This window comes from Promicromonospora iranensis (genome assembly GCF_028994775.1).
Taxonomy (GTDB): Bacteria; Actinomycetota; Actinomycetes; order Actinomycetales; family Cellulomonadaceae; genus Promicromonospora; species Promicromonospora iranensis_A.
Window position 1 is genome coordinate 148,798 of sequence record NZ_JAJQMN010000003.1, and the last position, 15,281, is coordinate 164,078.

General features: G+C 73.0%; 14 protein-coding genes. 6 read left to right on the forward strand and 8 right to left on the reverse strand.

Features of this window, described 5'->3' with window-relative positions:
- Positions 1-113: 113 nt before the first annotated feature.
- Complete coding sequence (locus tag LUU90_RS06050; RefSeq protein WP_275002429.1) at positions 114-1,004, reverse strand: ROK family protein; 891 nt, start codon at positions 1,002-1,004, stop codon at positions 114-116.
- Between the two features lie 255 nt (positions 1,005-1,259).
- Between LUU90_RS06050 and LUU90_RS06055 the strand changes: the two genes are divergently transcribed.
- Genes LUU90_RS06055 through LUU90_RS06065 form a run of 3 tightly spaced genes read left to right on the forward strand, consistent with a single transcriptional unit; the run spans position 1,260 to position 5,204 of the window.
- Positions 1,260-3,020, forward strand: coding sequence for a class I mannose-6-phosphate isomerase (locus LUU90_RS06055; RefSeq protein WP_275002430.1), 1,761 nt, complete (start codon positions 1,260-1,262; stop codon positions 3,018-3,020).
- Positions 3,021-3,022: 2 nt separating this feature from the next.
- Entirely contained in the window at positions 3,023-4,282 is a 1,260-nt protein-coding gene (locus LUU90_RS06060; RefSeq protein WP_275002431.1) for a type I phosphomannose isomerase catalytic subunit, read from the forward strand.
- A 58-nt stretch (positions 4,283-4,340) separates the two neighbouring features.
- Complete coding sequence (locus tag LUU90_RS06065) at positions 4,341-5,204, forward strand: PHP domain-containing protein (protein ID WP_275002432.1); 864 nt, start codon at positions 4,341-4,343, stop codon at positions 5,202-5,204.
- A 52-nt stretch (positions 5,205-5,256) separates the two neighbouring features.
- Here LUU90_RS06065 and LUU90_RS06070 read toward each other — a convergent pair whose 3' ends face one another.
- Positions 5,257-5,544 (reverse strand): DUF6881 domain-containing protein, encoded by a 288-nt coding sequence (locus LUU90_RS06070; RefSeq protein WP_275002434.1) that lies wholly within the window; start codon positions 5,542-5,544, stop codon positions 5,257-5,259.
- 43 nt (positions 5,545-5,587) lie between these two features.
- Positions 5,588-6,877 (reverse strand): AAA family ATPase, encoded by a 1,290-nt coding sequence (locus tag LUU90_RS06075; RefSeq protein ID WP_275002436.1) that lies wholly within the window; start codon positions 6,875-6,877, stop codon positions 5,588-5,590.
- A gap of 113 nt (positions 6,878-6,990) precedes the next feature.
- On the opposite strand from LUU90_RS06075, the gene LUU90_RS06080 reads away from it, so the two are divergent.
- The 3 genes from LUU90_RS06080 to LUU90_RS06090 all read left to right on the forward strand — a co-directional run bounded on the left by LUU90_RS06080 (position 6,991) and on the right by LUU90_RS06090 (position 9,257).
- Positions 6,991-8,217 carry a tetratricopeptide repeat protein gene (locus tag LUU90_RS06080; protein ID WP_275002438.1) on the forward strand — a complete coding sequence of 409 codons (1,227 nt, stop codon included), beginning with the start codon at positions 6,991-6,993 and terminating at the stop codon, positions 8,215-8,217.
- A 169-nt stretch (positions 8,218-8,386) separates the two neighbouring features.
- Entirely contained in the window at positions 8,387-8,809 is a 423-nt protein-coding gene (locus tag LUU90_RS06085; protein WP_275002439.1) for a MazG nucleotide pyrophosphohydrolase domain-containing protein, read from the forward strand.
- A 7-nt stretch (positions 8,810-8,816) separates the two neighbouring features.
- Positions 8,817-9,257: an HIT family protein gene (locus LUU90_RS06090; RefSeq protein WP_275002440.1), complete on the forward strand. Its 441-nt coding sequence runs from the start codon at positions 8,817-8,819 to the stop codon at positions 9,255-9,257.
- A gap of 23 nt (positions 9,258-9,280) precedes the next feature.
- Here the strand turns inward: LUU90_RS06090 and LUU90_RS06095 are convergent, their stop codons facing one another.
- The 5 genes from LUU90_RS06095 to LUU90_RS06115 form a co-directional block, all read right to left on the reverse strand.
- Positions 9,281-9,850, reverse strand: a complete 570-nt coding sequence (locus tag LUU90_RS06095; protein ID WP_275002441.1) for an exonuclease domain-containing protein — start codon at positions 9,848-9,850, stop codon at positions 9,281-9,283.
- Between the two features lie 120 nt (positions 9,851-9,970).
- Positions 9,971-10,957, reverse strand: coding sequence for a serine hydrolase domain-containing protein (locus tag LUU90_RS06100; protein WP_275002442.1), 987 nt, complete (start codon positions 10,955-10,957; stop codon positions 9,971-9,973).
- The gene (locus LUU90_RS06105; protein WP_275002443.1) at positions 10,954-11,931 is read right to left on the reverse strand and encodes an alpha/beta hydrolase; all 978 of its coding nucleotides are present in this window, start codon (positions 11,929-11,931) and stop codon (positions 10,954-10,956) included. Before LUU90_RS06105 ends, LUU90_RS06100 begins: the two co-directional genes overlap by 4 nt.
- Positions 11,928-13,601: an ABC transporter ATP-binding protein gene (locus LUU90_RS06110; protein WP_275002445.1), complete on the reverse strand. Its 1,674-nt coding sequence runs from the start codon at positions 13,599-13,601 to the stop codon at positions 11,928-11,930. Before LUU90_RS06110 ends, LUU90_RS06105 begins: the two co-directional genes overlap by 4 nt.
- Positions 13,598-15,280, reverse strand: a complete 1,683-nt coding sequence (locus LUU90_RS06115) for an ABC transporter ATP-binding protein/permease (protein ID WP_275002446.1) — start codon at positions 15,278-15,280, stop codon at positions 13,598-13,600. Before LUU90_RS06115 ends, LUU90_RS06110 begins: the two co-directional genes overlap by 4 nt.
- Position 15,281: the final 1 nt, after the last annotated feature.

A 15,281-nucleotide genomic window follows, 5' to 3' on the forward strand; every position in this document is an offset into this window, starting at 1 on the left:
GCGTGTCAGGCAAGGCCGTGGGGCGAATCCGCAGTTCGACGGCGGGTGTTTCAAGCGTCTCCGCAGGCCAGAGCCTTGTCAGAGGCGACTTCGGATGGCGGGAGGTGGTATCGCTACCGCGCCAGGCCGTCCAGAGGCCCCTTCTGGGCGGCTCGCGACGCGACCACGGCGCCCAGCAGGCTCGCCCGCTCCCGCGGCAGCTCCCCCGCGCACACCGCGGGCGGGCGGGCCATCGCGGCCCCGAGTCCGGCGGCCAGCGGCGGGAAGAGCAGGTCCGACGACGCCGCCATGGAACCGCCCACGACCAACCGCTCCGGGGCGAACGCCTCGAGCCAGGGCGCCAGCGCACCCGCCAGGGAGCCCATGGCGCTCTCGAGCGCCCGGGCGGCCACCCCGTCCCCGTCCCGCGCGCGGTGGGCGATGTCGACGACGTCGACGTCCCGGCCCGTCTCGGCCCGGTAGGCGAGCCGCAGGGCGCGCCGCGAGACGACGTCCTCCAGCGGCCGCCCGCCCACCCGCACGACATGGATGTTGCCGTCGGCCGGGACCAGCGGCCCGGTCGTGACGCAGCGGCCCTGGTCGACGAACGCCGAACCCACGCCGGTCCCGAGCGTGACGGCCACGACCCGGGCCGCGCCCGCGCCGGCGCCGGCCGCCCATTCGCCCAGGCCGAAGGCCTCCGCGTCATTCACGAAGCGCACCGCGGCGGGCTCCAGCCCCAGGCGTGCGGCAAGCTCGCGCCGCAGGTCGACGCCCCGCAGCGCGGCGAACTTGTCGACGCCGCGAAAGTCGCCGATACCCCGCTCGTAGTCGAACGGCCCCGGGATCGCGATCGCGACCGGCCCGACGGTGACCGCCCCAGCGGTGCGGGACCGGCGCACGCAGTCCGCCACGGCGTCGAGCACCTGGGCCGCGGGTGCGGCCGAGTCGAGCGGTACACGGAACTCGTCCCGCACCGCCCAGCCGCTCTCCACGGTGGCGGCCGTGACGTGGGTGCCGCCCACGTCCACGGCCGTGGCGACGAGGCTCCCGCCGTCTCCCTACTGGTCGTGGGGCCGGGTGGGCGCAGGCCCGATCGGCGCCGGCGGCGCGGGCTCACGAGACGTCATCAGCTCCCTTCCCGGCGGCCGCCTCCGTGCGTCCGCCCCGTGCCTGGACGGCACGAACCGATGATGACATAGTCTTGGTATCGTTACCAGGGCGAGCCGCCGACTCCGGTCCGCACCGCCCTGGCTCGTCCGACCCGTAGAGAGGGCCACATGCGCATTCCCCCATCGGCCGCACCGCACCGCTACGACAAGGCTCCCGTGGTCCGGGTGCCCGGAACGCACCCGGCCTGGCGCGGCGACGGGGTCTGGGCCGCGCTCGCCGAGCACGCCGACGGCGGGACGATCGTCATCGACACCTACCCCGCGAGCGACGTCGACGCGTACGTCAAGGAGCTCGAGCGGGCCCTGCCCGCCGCGACGGTGATCGACGTCGAACGGGCCGCCGCGCGCAGCCCCGAGGACATCGAGGCCCTGATCGGCGACAACCTGACCGACGACCGGGTGTTCGGCATCATGTCGCACCGCACCCTCGACGAGCTCTACGACCCGGAGCGCCTGGGCGACGTCGCCCGCCAGGTCGCCGGCGCCGACGGCCAGGTGGTCCTCGTCGGCTGGGGCGCCTCGCTCGTGCCCGCGCCGGCGGCCACGCTCGTGCTCGCCGACCTCGCACGCTGGGAGATCCAGCAGCGGTACCGGGCCGGCCTGGCGAACTGGCGCGCCACGAACGGGTCCGAGGACCCGCTGCGCAAGTTCAAGCGCGGGTACTTCGTCGAGTGGCGGCTCGCCGACCAGCACAAACGTCAGCTCTTCGACCGCATCGACTTCCTGCTGGACGCCAACGGCTCCGTCGCCGACGCCAAGCTCGTCCCCGGTGACGCCTTCCGCGCGGGGCTGGCCACCGCGACGTCGGGCCCGTTCCGGGTCGTGCCGTTCTTCGACCCCGGCGTCTGGGGCGGCCAGTGGATGAAGGAGGTCTGCGGCCTGGACCACGACAAGGAGAACTACGCCTGGTGCTTCGACTGCGTGCCCGAGGAGAACAGCCTGCTGCTGGCGGTGGGTGACGAGGTCGTCGAGATCCCCGCCATGGACGCCGTGCTGGCCCGGCCCGTCGAGCTGCTGGGCGAGCGGACGTTCGCGCGGTTCGGCGCCGAGTTCCCGATCCGGTTCGACTTCCTGGACACCATGGAGGGCGGCAACCTCTCCCTGCAGGTGCACCCCCTGACCGACTACATCCAGCGCACCTTCGGCATGCACTACACGCAGGACGAGAGCTACTACATGCTCGACGCCACCGACGACGCCGTCGTCTACCTGGGGACGAAGACGGGGGCGGACCGCGAGGAGATGACCGCCGACCTGCGGCGCGCGGAGCAGGGCGAGGCGCCCTTCCCGGTCGAGCGGTACATCAACTCGTTCCCCGCCAAGAAGCACGACCACTTCCTGATCCCCGCCGGGACCGTCCACTGCTCGGGTGCCGACTCGATGGTGCTGGAGATCTCCGCCACCCCGTACATCTTCACGTTCAAGATGTGGGACTGGGGCCGCGTCGGGCTCGACGGCGTGCCCCGGCCCATCCATCTGGACCACGCGCTGGCCAACGTCCAGTGGGACCGGGACGCCGAGTGGACCACCGAGCACCTCGTGGACCGCGTGGAGACGGTCGCGGAGGGTGACGGGTGGCGCGAGGAGCGCACCGGCCTGCACGAGCTCGAGTTCATCGAGGTGCGCCGCCACTGGTTCACCGGACCGGTGGACCACGACACCGGCGGCACGGTCAACGTGCTCAACCTGGTCGAGGGGTCCGAGGCCGTCGTCGAGAGCCCGGACGACGCGTTCGAGCCGTTCGTGGTGCACTACGCCGAGACCTTCATCGTGCCCGCGGCCGCGGGCCGGTACCGCGTGCGGCCCCTCGGCGACCAGCCGCGCCACGCCACGGTCAAGGCCTACGTGCGCGGCACGGAGACGAGGTAGCGGTGCTGCTGCGCGTCACGAACACGCCGCGCGACTACCCGTGGGGATCGCGGACGGCGATCGCCCGGCTCACGGGGCGTCCACCCAGCGGGCGGCCCGAGGCCGAGCTCTGGCTCGGGGCGCACCCGCTGTGCCCGAGCCGGATCGTCGACCCGGCGCAGGCGGGTGGCCACGCGACCCTCGACGCGTGGATCGCCGCCGATCCGGACCGCGCCCTGGGACCGGGACGCACGTCGGACGAGCTGCCGTTCCTCCTGAAGGTCGTGGCGGCCGAGGCACCGCTCTCGATCCAGGTGCACCCGGACGCCGTCCAGGCACACCAGGGGTACGACGACGAGAACCGCCGCGGGGTACCGCTGACCGGTCCGGACCGCGTGTACCGGGACTCCCGGCACAAGCCCGAGCTGGCCCTGGCGATCGACGGGCCGTTCGAGGCGCTCGTCGGGTTCCGCCCGCTCGAGGCCACCCGGCAGCTCGTCGCGGAGCTGGCGGCGACGGCGCACGCCGGGCGGCTGGCGGGCGCGGACCGGCTCGGCGACCTCGGGCACACGCTGGACCGGGCCGCGGGCCCCGGCGTCGACCCGGAGCCTGTGCTGCGGCGTCTGGTCGGTGGGTTCCTCGCGGGCGACGGGGCTGCGCGCTCCCTGGTGCCGGTCGTGGCGGAGGCCGCGCGCAAGGCGCCTCGCGGGCATGGCCTCGACCGCGAGCTCGACACCCTCGCGGACCTCGCGGTCGGGCGGCCGGGCGACGCCGGGGTTCTCGTGGCGCTGCTCCTGAACCACGTGATGCTCCGGCCCGGCGAGGCCGTCTATCTCCCGCCGGGCACCGTGCACGCGTACCTACGGGGCGTCGCGATCGAGGTCATGGCGGCGTCGGACAACGTGGTGCGAGCCGGGCTCACCGACAAGCACGTCGACGTGCACGAGCTGCAACGCCTGGCGGCGTTCCGAGTCACCACCGACCCGTATCTCGCCCCGCTGCGGGCCGTGCCCGGGACGGCGCTCTTCGACGCGGGCCTGCCGGACTTCGCACTCGCCGTCGTGACCGCGTCCGACGCCGGCCGCGCTCGCGTCGACCTGTCGGGCCCGGCGATCGCGCTGGCGCTGGACGGTGAGGTCCACGTGACCGGGCAGGACGGCGAAGCGGTACTGCGTGCCGGCGAGTCGGTGTTCATCACGCCCGACGAGCGGACCCTCGCGGTCGCGGGCCGGGGGCGAGTAGCCGTGGCTGGTGCCGGACTGCGGATGGGGGTCCCGGCGTAGGTGTGCGCTCGCGTCGGTACGCTCGCTGCCATGGACCGGGTGCAGAGCGAGACCTCGCATGACGCTGCCCGCTGACAGCCACGTTCACAGCGAGTGGTCGTGGGACACCGGCGGCCCGCGGTCGCACGCCGTCGGACGGATGCAGGCGACCTGCGCCCAGGCCGTCAGGATCGGGCTGCCGGCGATCTACTTCACCGAACACCTCGACATCCCCGACACGTGGCGCGCAGAGCCCGAAGACCTGATGCCGCACCAGCAGGACTTCATCAACAGGTCCGGCCGCGTCGACTTCGCCCCGTTCGACGCGGGAGGCTATCTCGGTGCCATCGATCGCCTGCGTCATGCCTTCCCCGATCTCCGCATACACACCGGTGTGGAGTTCGGCCAGCCGCACCTGTTCGGCGCTCAAGCAGCGGAGATCGTCGACCTGGGGCTGATCGACAGAGTGCTCGGCTCGCTGCATACCGTCGACCTCGGTGAGGGCGCCGCAGAACCGAACATGCTCTTTCGTGAGCACGATCCGGCCGCAGTGATGCATGGCTATCTGGACGAGATCCCCGTCATGGTGCGCGGGTCGGAGGTGTTCGAGGTCTTCACGCACATCGACTACGCGATACGCCAATGGCCAACGGCGACTGTCGGGCCGTTCGATCCGCGCCCCTTCGAGGAGGCATTCAGGGCAGCGATGGGGTCGATCGCCGAGGGCGGACGAGCCCTCGAGATGAACACGCGTCGCCTCTGGCCGTGGATCCCACAGTGGTGGGCCGAGGAAGGCGGCAAGGCAGTCACCATCGGCAGCGACGCCCACACCCCTGACGCGATCGCGGCCAACTTCCCCGAAGCCACCGCGATGCTCGAACACTTCGGGTTCAGACCGGGAAGTGCGGCGGAGGATCTGTGGACGAGGTCACGTGCTCTCTAAGAGCACGGCCTCGATCGCACGGCGCCTGCGTCGCACCGGTCCACGAAGCTGCTCACGAACCGCCGCGGGCCTGCTCCCACACCCGCTCGAACGCGCGCTCGTCAACGATCTCAACGGTGAACTGCGGGTCGCCGCCGACCTCTCCGGTCGACGGCATGGGCACCTCGCTCAGCCACGTACCGCCTGACTCTTGCTCCTCGCCTGCCCACTCCAGTCGCCCATCGGCGAACTCGTCGACCTTCCGCACTTCCCAGCCATCGACGACATGAGCCCATAGGACGACGGGGTCGTCGCCGCTCTCGTGATGCCACTGCACGCGCTGGAAGTAGTTGCTGGTCACCCCGCCATGCTCCCTTCCACCGCACCAGCGCCTCGCGGCCTTGTCAGCGACGGCGCTTCTTCAGGTATGCCGCGAGCTCGTCGTACGCGCCGGCCTCGTTGCCGTACAGCGCGTAGTTCTTGGCGGTCTCCATCCACTCTCCGATGCTCGGCCGCACGGACCTCGCCGACTCCAGCAGCTGTCGCTGCGTGATCGGCACCACCCGGCCCGATGCCATCGACTCCTCCATCGCCGTCTCCGTCGCCTGCTCGCACACCAGCGCGAGGTCAGCGCCGGACAAGCCGTCCGTCGCCCGCGCGATCTTCGCGAGATCGAGCCGCTCAGCAGGACGGCCGCGCAGGTGCAGTCGCAGGATCGCCTCGCGGCCCTCGACGTCCGGCGGCAGCACCAGCACGGTCCGGTCGAACCGCCCCGGCCGGAGCAGCGCCGAGTCGATGTCCCACGGGTGGTTGCTCGCACCGAGCACGAAGAGCCCGTCGTTCTCCGTGCTCGCGCCGTCCAGCTCGGACAGCATCTGGTTCACGACCCCTCGCATGGCCGAGCCGCCGCCACGGAGGTTCGACCGCTTCTGGCCGAGGGCGTCCATCTCGTCGAAGAACAGGACGCACGGCCGGTTCTGCCGGGCCGTGTCGAAGATGTCGCGCAGGTTGCGTTCGCTGCTGCCGATCCACATGTCGAGGACGTCGCTCAGGCCGATCTCGTAGAAGCTCGCTCCGAGCTCGCCCGCGAGTGCCCGGGCGATGAACGTCTTGCCGCACCCGGGCGGCCCCCACAGCAGGAGCCCGCCACGGAGCGACTTGCCGAACTCCTTGCTCAGCTCCGGGTTGCGCAGCGGCGTGAGGAACGACAGGTCGAGGCGCTTCTTCACGCCGGCGAGGCCACCGACGTCCGCGAGCGTGACGCCCGCCTGCCCGAGCCTGCCGAGGGCGGGCTCTGCGACGGGCTCGCTGCCTGACCACTGTTCGAGGATCTCGTCAGCGGTGTCCGGGATGGCAGCTGCGGCCGCGTGCGGTCCGTCCGCGAGCGCGGCTGGGGATGGCGTTGCCTCTGTGTCGGCCGGGGTGGCCGGCGGGTTCACCGGAGTGAGCGCGTCGGCGAGGCGGCCGTAGGACGCCGCCTTCGTCTCGTCGCCGAGCGCCCGTGCGGCGTCGGCCGCGGTGCGCAGCGCCTCGACATGATCCGGAACAGCGGCGAGCACCGCGGTGGCGTGCGTGAGCGCCTCGTCCGGGCGGCCGGCCTCCGCGAACAGTCTCGCGACATGTGCTCGCACCGCGTGATTGGCGGGATCTGCGGTCAGCGCGACGAGCAGGGCGTCGATCACCGGATGCGTCATTCGCCGAACGGTACCGGATCGATTTGGACGGCTTTGACCGGTCATGCCCTGACCTCTACGGTGTGCCTGATTCGTGCTCGAACCCGAGCCACGACCTGTGTGCTGGGGTGGGAATGAACGAGACTGCAGTTGCCGCAGAGCGACGAGGCCTGGCATTGCTCGAGCTCGGCCGTGGCCGGGAGGCGGAGCAGCAGTTCCGCGCCGCGCTGGCCGCGACCCCGGACGACCCGGACCTCCTGACCCACCTGGCACATGCGCTCCTCCAGCAGGACCGGCACCAGGAGGCGTACGACGTCAGCCGCGCGGCCGTAGGTGCGGCCCCGGAGAACGTGATGGCCTACTCGATCCTCTCGGCGTCTCTCGCTGGGCTGGATCGCCTGGCCGAAGCGCGCGAGGCCGTCCGACGAGCCCTCGCACTGGCCCCGCACTTCGCCGGGCTGCACGTCCAGGAGGCCCGCGTGCTGCTGGCCCAGGACCTGCCCGCCGAGGCACTGGTGAGCGTCGCGCGGGCACGCTCGCTCCACCCCGAGGACTCCGACGCCGTGGCGGTGCAGGCCGCCGCGCTGTACGACACGAAGCGGTTCGGGGAGGCGGACGCCGCAGTGCGCGAGGCCTTGCGCCTGGACCCGGAGAACGTCGTCGCGCACCGCGTCCAGGGCCTGCTGGCGCTGCGCCGTGGCGGCGGCGCGCCCGCTGTCCAGGCGCACCGGACCGCGCTGCGCCTCTCGCCCACGGACTCCGGTGCCCGCGAGGGGCTGGCTTTCTCGCTCAAGTCGCGCAACCCGCTCTACGGCCTCCTGCTGCGCTACAGCATGTGGTTGCAGTCGCAGCCGAAGGCCCTGCGGCTGGGGATGGTCTTCCTACCGCTGATCCTGATCCGCCTGCTGCGACCGTTCGAGGACCAGATGTGGGCCACCGCGCTCATCGGGCTCGTGGTCGCGTACGTGGTGCTCGGTTGGAGCCTCGAGCCGTTGATGAACACTGTCCTGCTGCTCAGCCGCGACCGGCACGTCGTGGGCCGTCCGGAGCGGTTGGCGACCTACGCCTTCCTCGGATTCGCGGGGGCGGCCGTCGCAGTGCTCACCGTGGGTCTGGTGGGCGGCCTCCCCCTCTTCCAGACCCTTGCTCTTGGGCTGGGCCTGTGGGCTATGTCCCTCGGCTCGGCTCACACGGTCAAGGCGGGGCGCGTCAAGGTTCTGACCATCGGGGCCGGGTTGGCCGCGGTTCTTTCCTCCGTAGCGTTCGTCGGCACCGTGGCCGGCGTCGGCGGACTGGGCATCGCGGTGATGGCAGTGCTGCTGGGCGGCATCGCGGCACTCTGGTTCACGGCGTTCGCCTGAGGAGAGCTCGCCCGACGCCCTCGCATCCTGCCCGGTATGGACGACTCCGTAACGTCTGGGCGCGGCCTCGCAGGCCAGGGGCACCCTGGCTATATCCCGCCCACCACGGCCGGATGATCGCGCCCGGTAGAAGCCCTCGTCACGCACCCATCGCGCTTAGGGTCAGGGCATGGATCATGAGCCCATGCGACGGGTCGCTGAGTTCCGCGAGATGTTCGGCGGCGAGGCCCAGACCGAACGCCCCGAGCTGGCGGAGAACCGGCGGATGTTGCTGACCGAGGAAGCCGAGGAGGCCGCCGAGGCGCTCACCGACCTCGCCGGCGCACTGCGGGACGGCGACGACCCGGTCGCCGCCTACCAGGCGGTCGCCAAGGAACTGGCCGATGTTCTCTACGTGACCTACGGCGCCGCCGACGCCCTCGGGATCGACCTTCCGGCCGTGTTCGTGGAGGTCCACCGGTCCAACATGAGCAAGATCGACGACGACGGCCAGATCGTGCGCCGAGCCGACGGCAAGGTGCTCAAGGGACCCAGCTACCAACCGCCGGTGCTCGACGGCCTCGTCGGACGGCCGTCGACCGTCGGATCGTAGGAGACTCGTGCACAACCACGAACCGGCCGGCTACCGCTGCCCATTCTGCGACCTCTCGGCCGAGCAGGAGGCCGAGGTCGTCTATCGCGACGAGCGGGTCTTCGCGATCATCGCCCCTCGCTGGTGGCCGCGGAACGCGGGCCACCTGCTGATCATCCCCGTCGCTCATCACGAGAACCTGTACGACCTCCCCGCTGCCGACGGTCACGCGATCTTCGACGTCACCCAGCTGCTCGCCCGAGCGATGCGTGCCGCCTACGACTGCGCAGGCGTCTCCACCCGCCAGCACAACGAGCCCGCCGGTAACCAGGATGTCTGGCACTTCCACCAGCACCTCTTTCCCCGCTACCCGGGCGACGACCTCTACGGCACGCTCCCGGAACCCGACTGGCTCCCCGTCGAGCGCCGCCGCGCCTACGCGGAGCGGCTGCGCGCCGCGCTCGACTGAGCGACGCGCGCCGCGCCGTGGGCTCACCACGTCCTGACGTGCTGCCCCAGCAGGCCCACCCCGTTCGGGCCCAGCCGGCGGCACAGCTCGACGAGCACCAGCGCGCACTGCCGCGCGTCCGCCCCGGCGTCGTGATGGTCGTGCGCGGCGATGTTCAGCGCACGGGAGACGTCGGGCAGCTTGTACGACGCGAGGTCCAGCACCGACCGCGCCGTGTCCCGCGTGCACAGCCACGGCGACCGCGGCACGGCGAAGCCGTACACCTCGCTCGCCTGCGTCAGCACGGAGCGGTCGAAGGAGGCGTTGTGCGCCACGAGCGTGTCGCCGTCCACGAACTCGGCGAGCTTCGGGTAGACGACGTCCCACGTCGGCGCGCCGACCACGTCCCACTCGGTGATCCCGTGGACCCGCACGTTGAAGCTGCCGAACGACTCGTGCCCCGGCGGCGGCTGGACCAGCGTCTCGAGCGCGTCCACGACGACGCCGTCCCGGACCTTGACGACCCCGACAGCACAGACCGAGGCCCGCTTCGGGTTCGCTGTCTCGAAGTCGATGGCAGTGAACGACAGGCCGGGCAGGGCGGCAGAGGGCATGCCGGGCATCGTAGGACGACGAACGCCCTGACTAGCGGGCAAAACGCCGGGCGCGGTGCTTCCTCCGACGGGGCCCCGCAGCAGGCGCCGCTCCTGAGGGCCGTTCCGCACCGGCCTGGGTCAGCCGGCCTCGCGCGCCTGGGACGCCTCCGTCAGCAGCCCGAATCCTTGCCGGTCGACCGGCGTCGACGTGGCGGACAGCACGACGACGCCGGCTCCGGCCGCACGGTCGAGGCCGATCCAGGAGCGGAACCCACCGGTGCCTCCGTTGTGCCAGGTGACCGAGCGCCCGCGGACGGTGATCGTGATCCAGGCCGCACCGATGTGGACACCCCCGCCGAACCGGCTGGTCGCGTCCAGGGCGCCGCTGCCGGGCGCCGAGCCGTCGAGCAGGGCGGCCAGCAGGCGAGCCATGTCCTGGATCGAGGCCCGGATGCCGCCTGCGGGGCCCACCGCCTCGCCGGTCCAGGCCTGCTGGGGCCGGCCGTGCCGGTTCGTGCCCGTGACCGCGTTCGAGGAGAGCTGGTCGGCGGTCGCCGGCACGTAGAGGGTGTCCAGCGCCAGCGGGCGGGCGATGCGCTGGTGAACCAGGTCGGCATAGGTCGTTCCCGCCGCTCCGGCGACCGCGTGACCGAGCAGCTCGAACCCGAGGTTGGAGTAGCGCGGCCGAGGTCGGCCCACACGCGCGCTCCGGGCCTGGGCCAGGAGCTGCTCCAGGTCCTCGCCGTAGGGGTTGGTGCCGTGCCGCCAGAGGGCGAGGGTCCGGCGCAGCGGCTGTGCCGAGCCGGGCAGCCGGGGCAGGCCCGACCGGTGTCGGCTGAGCGCGTCCAGCGTCACCTCAGCGGCCGGGGGGTCACCGAGCGGCAGCAGCTCGCCCAGCCGGGTGTCGTGCGTGATCTCTCCACGCTCCAGCGCGTCCACGTACAGCAGCCCGGTGATCCCCTTCGAGATGGACCCGATCTCGAAGTCCGCGTGGAGGTCGGCGCCACGGCTGGCCACCGTCACTCCGTCCGGGCCGACGACGGCGGCCGCCGTGACCAGGTGCCGAGGGCCGAGGAGCTCCTGGGTCCGCGCGGCGAGCCGCTCGTCCCCGTGCACCGCGGTCATGACCGGCCCCCGAAAAGGCTCAAGGAGTCGACGAACCGCGTGCTCACGGCCGAGATCTGCGTCCGCGCTTCGTCGTGGGAGATCGTCGGCGTCCCGTCGCCCGGTTGCGGGCCGTAGTCGGCGAAGAAGGCGTGCACGGCCCCGTCCACCACCGTGAACGTGCTGCCCTCCGGCAGGTTCGCGCGCGAAGCCTCGATGTCGTCCGGCGTCGAAAGCCCGTCCCGGGAGGCTGATATCGACTCCACCTCGGCAGTGAGCGACGCGCTGACGTCGCCTGCCGGGTAGGAGGCGTACAGGAGCAGCCCGACGACGGGCGCGGCGCCACCGTCCTCGTCGTCCGCCGCCGTCGACGCCACCACACCGCCGAGCGAGTGCCCGCCCAGCACCCACCTCTCGGCATCGGGGAGCTGAGCGCGCGCGCCGTCGAAGGCCCCGGTCGCGAGGAAGGCGATACCGAGCGGCTGCTTGGCGATCACCACCGGGTGCCCCGCCTCGGCCAGCGGTCGCAGGACCGCGGCGTAGGCCCGCGCATCCACCTTGGCGCCGGGCTGGAAGAAGACCGCGGTCCCGCCCGCACTCCCGTCCACGTCCCCCGCCGGGGCGAGTTCGACGCGTGTCGCGAACTCGGTGACGGTGACCTCCGCGTCCGAGACCAGCGCGGACAACGCCGGTTCGACGGCAGCGTACGGTCGGCACCAGGCCAGGGCGGCGACCCAGCCGATCCCCGCGAGGACGAGGACGACATCGAGCACCGCGCGCCATCCGTGACGGGCGGGGCGTGCCCGGACGCTGCGCCCCAGCACGAGCGCGCAGCCCAGCACCGTCAGCCCCAGCAGCACCGCGTACGCGGGGTGCCCGTGGACCACGGCTCCCCAGGCGGTCACGCAGGCCCACACCACGACGGCGACACCACCGGCCGCGACGGCCCGGACGGTCCACGTGAGCCACGCCGGTCTCCGGGCCTCGACGGTCATCCTTCTCCTTCGCTCCGGCGGACGGCGGCTCGGGGTGCCGCCGGCGTCAGCCTGACACACCGATCGGCCCGGGCGATGGTGGCCGGCCTGTGCGCGATCAGCAGGATGGCGCAGTCACGGTTGCCGTTCAGCAGGTCGAGGATCGCGGTGTCCGCCTCGTGGTCCAGGGACGCCGTCGCCTCGTCGAGCACGAGGACCCGCGGCGTGCGCAGGAGCGCCCGGGCGATCGCGACCCGGGCCCGCTGCCCGCCGGACAGGCCCGCGCCGTGCTCACCGACCGGGGTGTCCAGCCCGAGCGGCAGGCCGACGTCGGGACGGTCGAGTCCCCCGGCGCGCGCGGCGCGCAGCACGTCGTCCGCCGGAGCATCCGGCCGGCCGAGCAGGATGTTGCTCCGGATCGTCCCGTGCAGCAGCGGGGAGGACTGCGGGACGACGGCGACGAGCTCGCGCAGCCGGTCGTCCGGCAGCGCGCGCAGGTCCACGCCGTCGAGACGGATGCTCCCGCCGTCCGGGTCCCAGAGCCTGAGCGCGAGCCGGGCGGCGGTCGTCTTCCCGGCGCCCGACGGGCCGGTGAGGGCGACGATCTCGCCCGGGCGCACCCGCAGGTCGAACCCGTCGAGCACCGGCCGGGCGCCGTCGTAGGAGAAGTGCACGCCGTCGAAGACGAGTCCCGCCTCGCCGGGGTGGGCGGCGATCGATCCCGGGGCCACGGCCCCGGGATCGATCGCCGGCGGCTCGTCCAGCGCGCGGAGGATCCGCGCGGCGGACTCGCGCAGCGTCCCGGCGTTGCGCAGCAGCTCGGCGATCTGCGCGGCCGGACCGAGCCCGGCCACGGCGACGGTGATCGCGAGCGGCACCGCCGCGGCCTCGACGGCAGCGGAGCCCTGCAGGGCGACCGCTATCGCACCGACGGCGGCGAGGGCGAACATGGCGTCGGCGATGCCGCGCTCGACGCCGAGCCGGCCCGCCTCACGCTGCTGGACGACGGCGTGGGCGCGGGTGTCGTCGGTGATCCGGTCGAGCTGGGCGTCCAGCGCGTCCGCCCCGGTCAGCTCACGCATGCCGCGGATCGTGTCGAGCAGCTCCGAGCGCACCTGCGCCGCACCGGCCGAGAGCGCCTCGGCGTTGCGCCGGGCGCCCCGGGCGGTGATCAGGGGCACGGCCACGCCGACGACGAGCAGCGGCACCCAGACCAGCAGCAGTACCGGGGTGATCGAGAGCGAGACGACCGTGCTGACCGCCAGGACCAGCGCCGCGCTGAGCGTCTGGGCGACGGTGTGCGCGTACAGCCACTCGAGCGTCTCGATGTCTCCCATGACCGTCGTCACCAGCTCGCCGGTGCGGCGGTGCTGCCGCCGCGACGGCAGCGCCCGCCGCAGGGCCGCGAAGACCCGGCCGCGCAAGATACCGATGAGCCCGTAGGCAAGGCCGTGCGAGACCCAGGACTCCCGCCAGGCGGCCCCGGCCGCCAGCACCGCGACGGCACCGAGGGCGGCCGAGACCGCCGGGAGCGAGACCGGGACGCCCGTCGCGACCTGCCCGACCACCAGCGCCAGCCCGAGCGTGATGGTCAGGACGGCGACCTGGGTGACGACGCTCCACGCCACGGTCTCGACGAACAGGCGACGGCGGACGGCGATGACCGGCAGGAGCCGGAGCACCGGCCTCATCGCGCGGCTCCGGCCGGCTGGGCGAGCGCCGTGGGCGGACCCTCGCCCGTCGCGGCGACACGACCGCTCTCGATGCGGACCCAGCGGGTGCACCGTTCCGCCGCGGTGAGCCGGTGCGCGATCACGATCGTCGTGCGCCCGGAGGCATGACCGAAGATGCCCTCGACGACGCGGCGTTCGGTGTCGGCGTCGAGCGCCGAGGTGACCTCGTCGAGCACGAGCACGGGGGCCTCGGCGAGCAGGGCGCGGGCGATGGCGATCCGCTGCCGCTGACCGCCCGAGAGCTGCTCCCCGTCCTCGGCGAGCACCGTGTCGTAACCGCTGGGCAGGGCGCTGATCAGGTCGTGGGCGTCAGCGGCAGCCGCGGCGGCCGCGACCTCGGCGTCGGTGGCCCCGGGACGGTAGAGCCGCAGGTTCTCGCGGACGCTCCACGCGAACAGCACGGGGTCCTGCGGCACCACGACGACGCTCCGGCGCAGCGCGCTCAGGGCATAGCCGCGCAGGTCCGTCCCGTCGATGTGCACGGAGCCCTGGTCGGGGTCGGCGCCGCGCTCGAGCAGCCGGGCGAGCGTGCTCTTGCCCGCGCCCGACGGCCCGAGGACCGCCACGGTCTCCCCCGGCCCGATCCGGAGGTCGATCCCGCTCACGCCGGTCTCCGCGCCGGGGTACCGGTAGCCGACGTCGCGGAGCTCGACCGACGCACCACTGGCAGCGGGTGCGGTCCGCGAGCCCTCGCCGGTCACGGCCGGCTCCGCGGACAGCAGCCCGTCGAGCCCGTCCACGGCGGTCAGCCCGAGGTAGCCGGCGTGCCAGTGCTGCCCGAGCTCCGCCACGGGGCGGAAGCACTCGCGGGCGAGCATGAGCACCAGCACCGCGGTCGTCGCCGTCGTGCTGCCGGTGGCGACCGCGGCGAGCGAGACGAGCACCGCGGCGACCACACCGACGTGGACGGCGAGGGCGCTCAGGGCGCTCTCGACCAGCGACACGCGAAGCTGCGACATGGTCCGCTCGCGCAGGTCCTCGGCGCGGGCGTCGAGCTCGGCCCCGACCCGCTCCGCGGCACCGAAGCCGCGCAGCAGCGGGATCGACCGCAGCGCCTCGACGTAGTCGCCGGACAGCCGGGTGAAGGCCTCCCACCGGCCACGGCCGTTGCGCAGCAGGCGGGCGTCCCACAGCCGCGGTGCCAGCACCGCGACGGCCGCGGTGACCGCGAGGACGGCGCCCGCGGCCGGGGCGAGCGCCGCCACGATCACGACGACCGCCGCCGGGACGACGAGCACGACGACGAGCTGCGGCAGGTAACGCGTGTAGTAGGCGTCCAGCCCGTCGACGCCGTCGATCACCGTCGCGGCGGTCCGCCCGGCGCGGCGCTCGGACTCGGGGACGGCAGCGACCTTGTCCAGCAGGCGGCTCCGCAGCCGGATGCGCACCGACACGCCGATCCGGGTGGTCAGCGACTCACGCGCCCAGATCACGGCCGCCCGCACCAACGCGACCACGGCGAGCGCCGTCAGCGGCACGCGGACGTCCCCGTCGCCGCGGACGAGCGCCGCGACGACGAGGCCGACGAGGAGCGCGAAGGCCACGTGCAGCGCGGACATGATCAGTCCGACGCCGGCCAGGGCGAGGATCGCGCCCCGCACCGTCCCGGCGAGCTGGAGCAGCCTGCGGTGGATCACC

What these genes read in the sequence shown, in the direction of transcription:
- LUU90_RS06055 (WP_275002430.1), top strand. Translation starts at nt 1,260, where the DNA reads ATGCGCATTCCCCCATCGGCCGCACCGCACCGCTACGACAAGGCTCCC.
- LUU90_RS06065 (WP_275002432.1), top strand. Translation starts at nt 4,341, where the DNA reads ATGACGCTGCCCGCTGACAGCCACGTTCACAGCGAGTGGTCGTGGGAC.
- LUU90_RS06075 (WP_275002436.1), bottom strand. Translation starts at nt 6,877, where the DNA reads ATGACGCATCCGGTGATCGACGCCCTGCTCGTCGCGCTGACCGCAGAT.
- LUU90_RS06080 (WP_275002438.1), top strand. Translation starts at nt 6,991, where the DNA reads ATGAACGAGACTGCAGTTGCCGCAGAGCGACGAGGCCTGGCATTGCTC.
- LUU90_RS06085 (WP_275002439.1), top strand. Translation starts at nt 8,387, where the DNA reads ATGGATCATGAGCCCATGCGACGGGTCGCTGAGTTCCGCGAGATGTTC.
- LUU90_RS06095 (WP_275002441.1), bottom strand. Translation starts at nt 9,850, where the DNA reads ATGCCCTCTGCCGCCCTGCCCGGCCTGTCGTTCACTGCCATCGACTTC.
- LUU90_RS06100 (WP_275002442.1), bottom strand. Translation starts at nt 10,957, where the DNA reads ATGACCGCGGTGCACGGGGACGAGCGGCTCGCCGCGCGGACCCAGGAG.
- LUU90_RS06105 (WP_275002443.1), bottom strand. Translation starts at nt 11,931, where the DNA reads ATGACCGTCGAGGCCCGGAGACCGGCGTGGCTCACGTGGACCGTCCGG.
- LUU90_RS06110 (WP_275002445.1), bottom strand. Translation starts at nt 13,601, where the DNA reads ATGAGGCCGGTGCTCCGGCTCCTGCCGGTCATCGCCGTCCGCCGTCGC.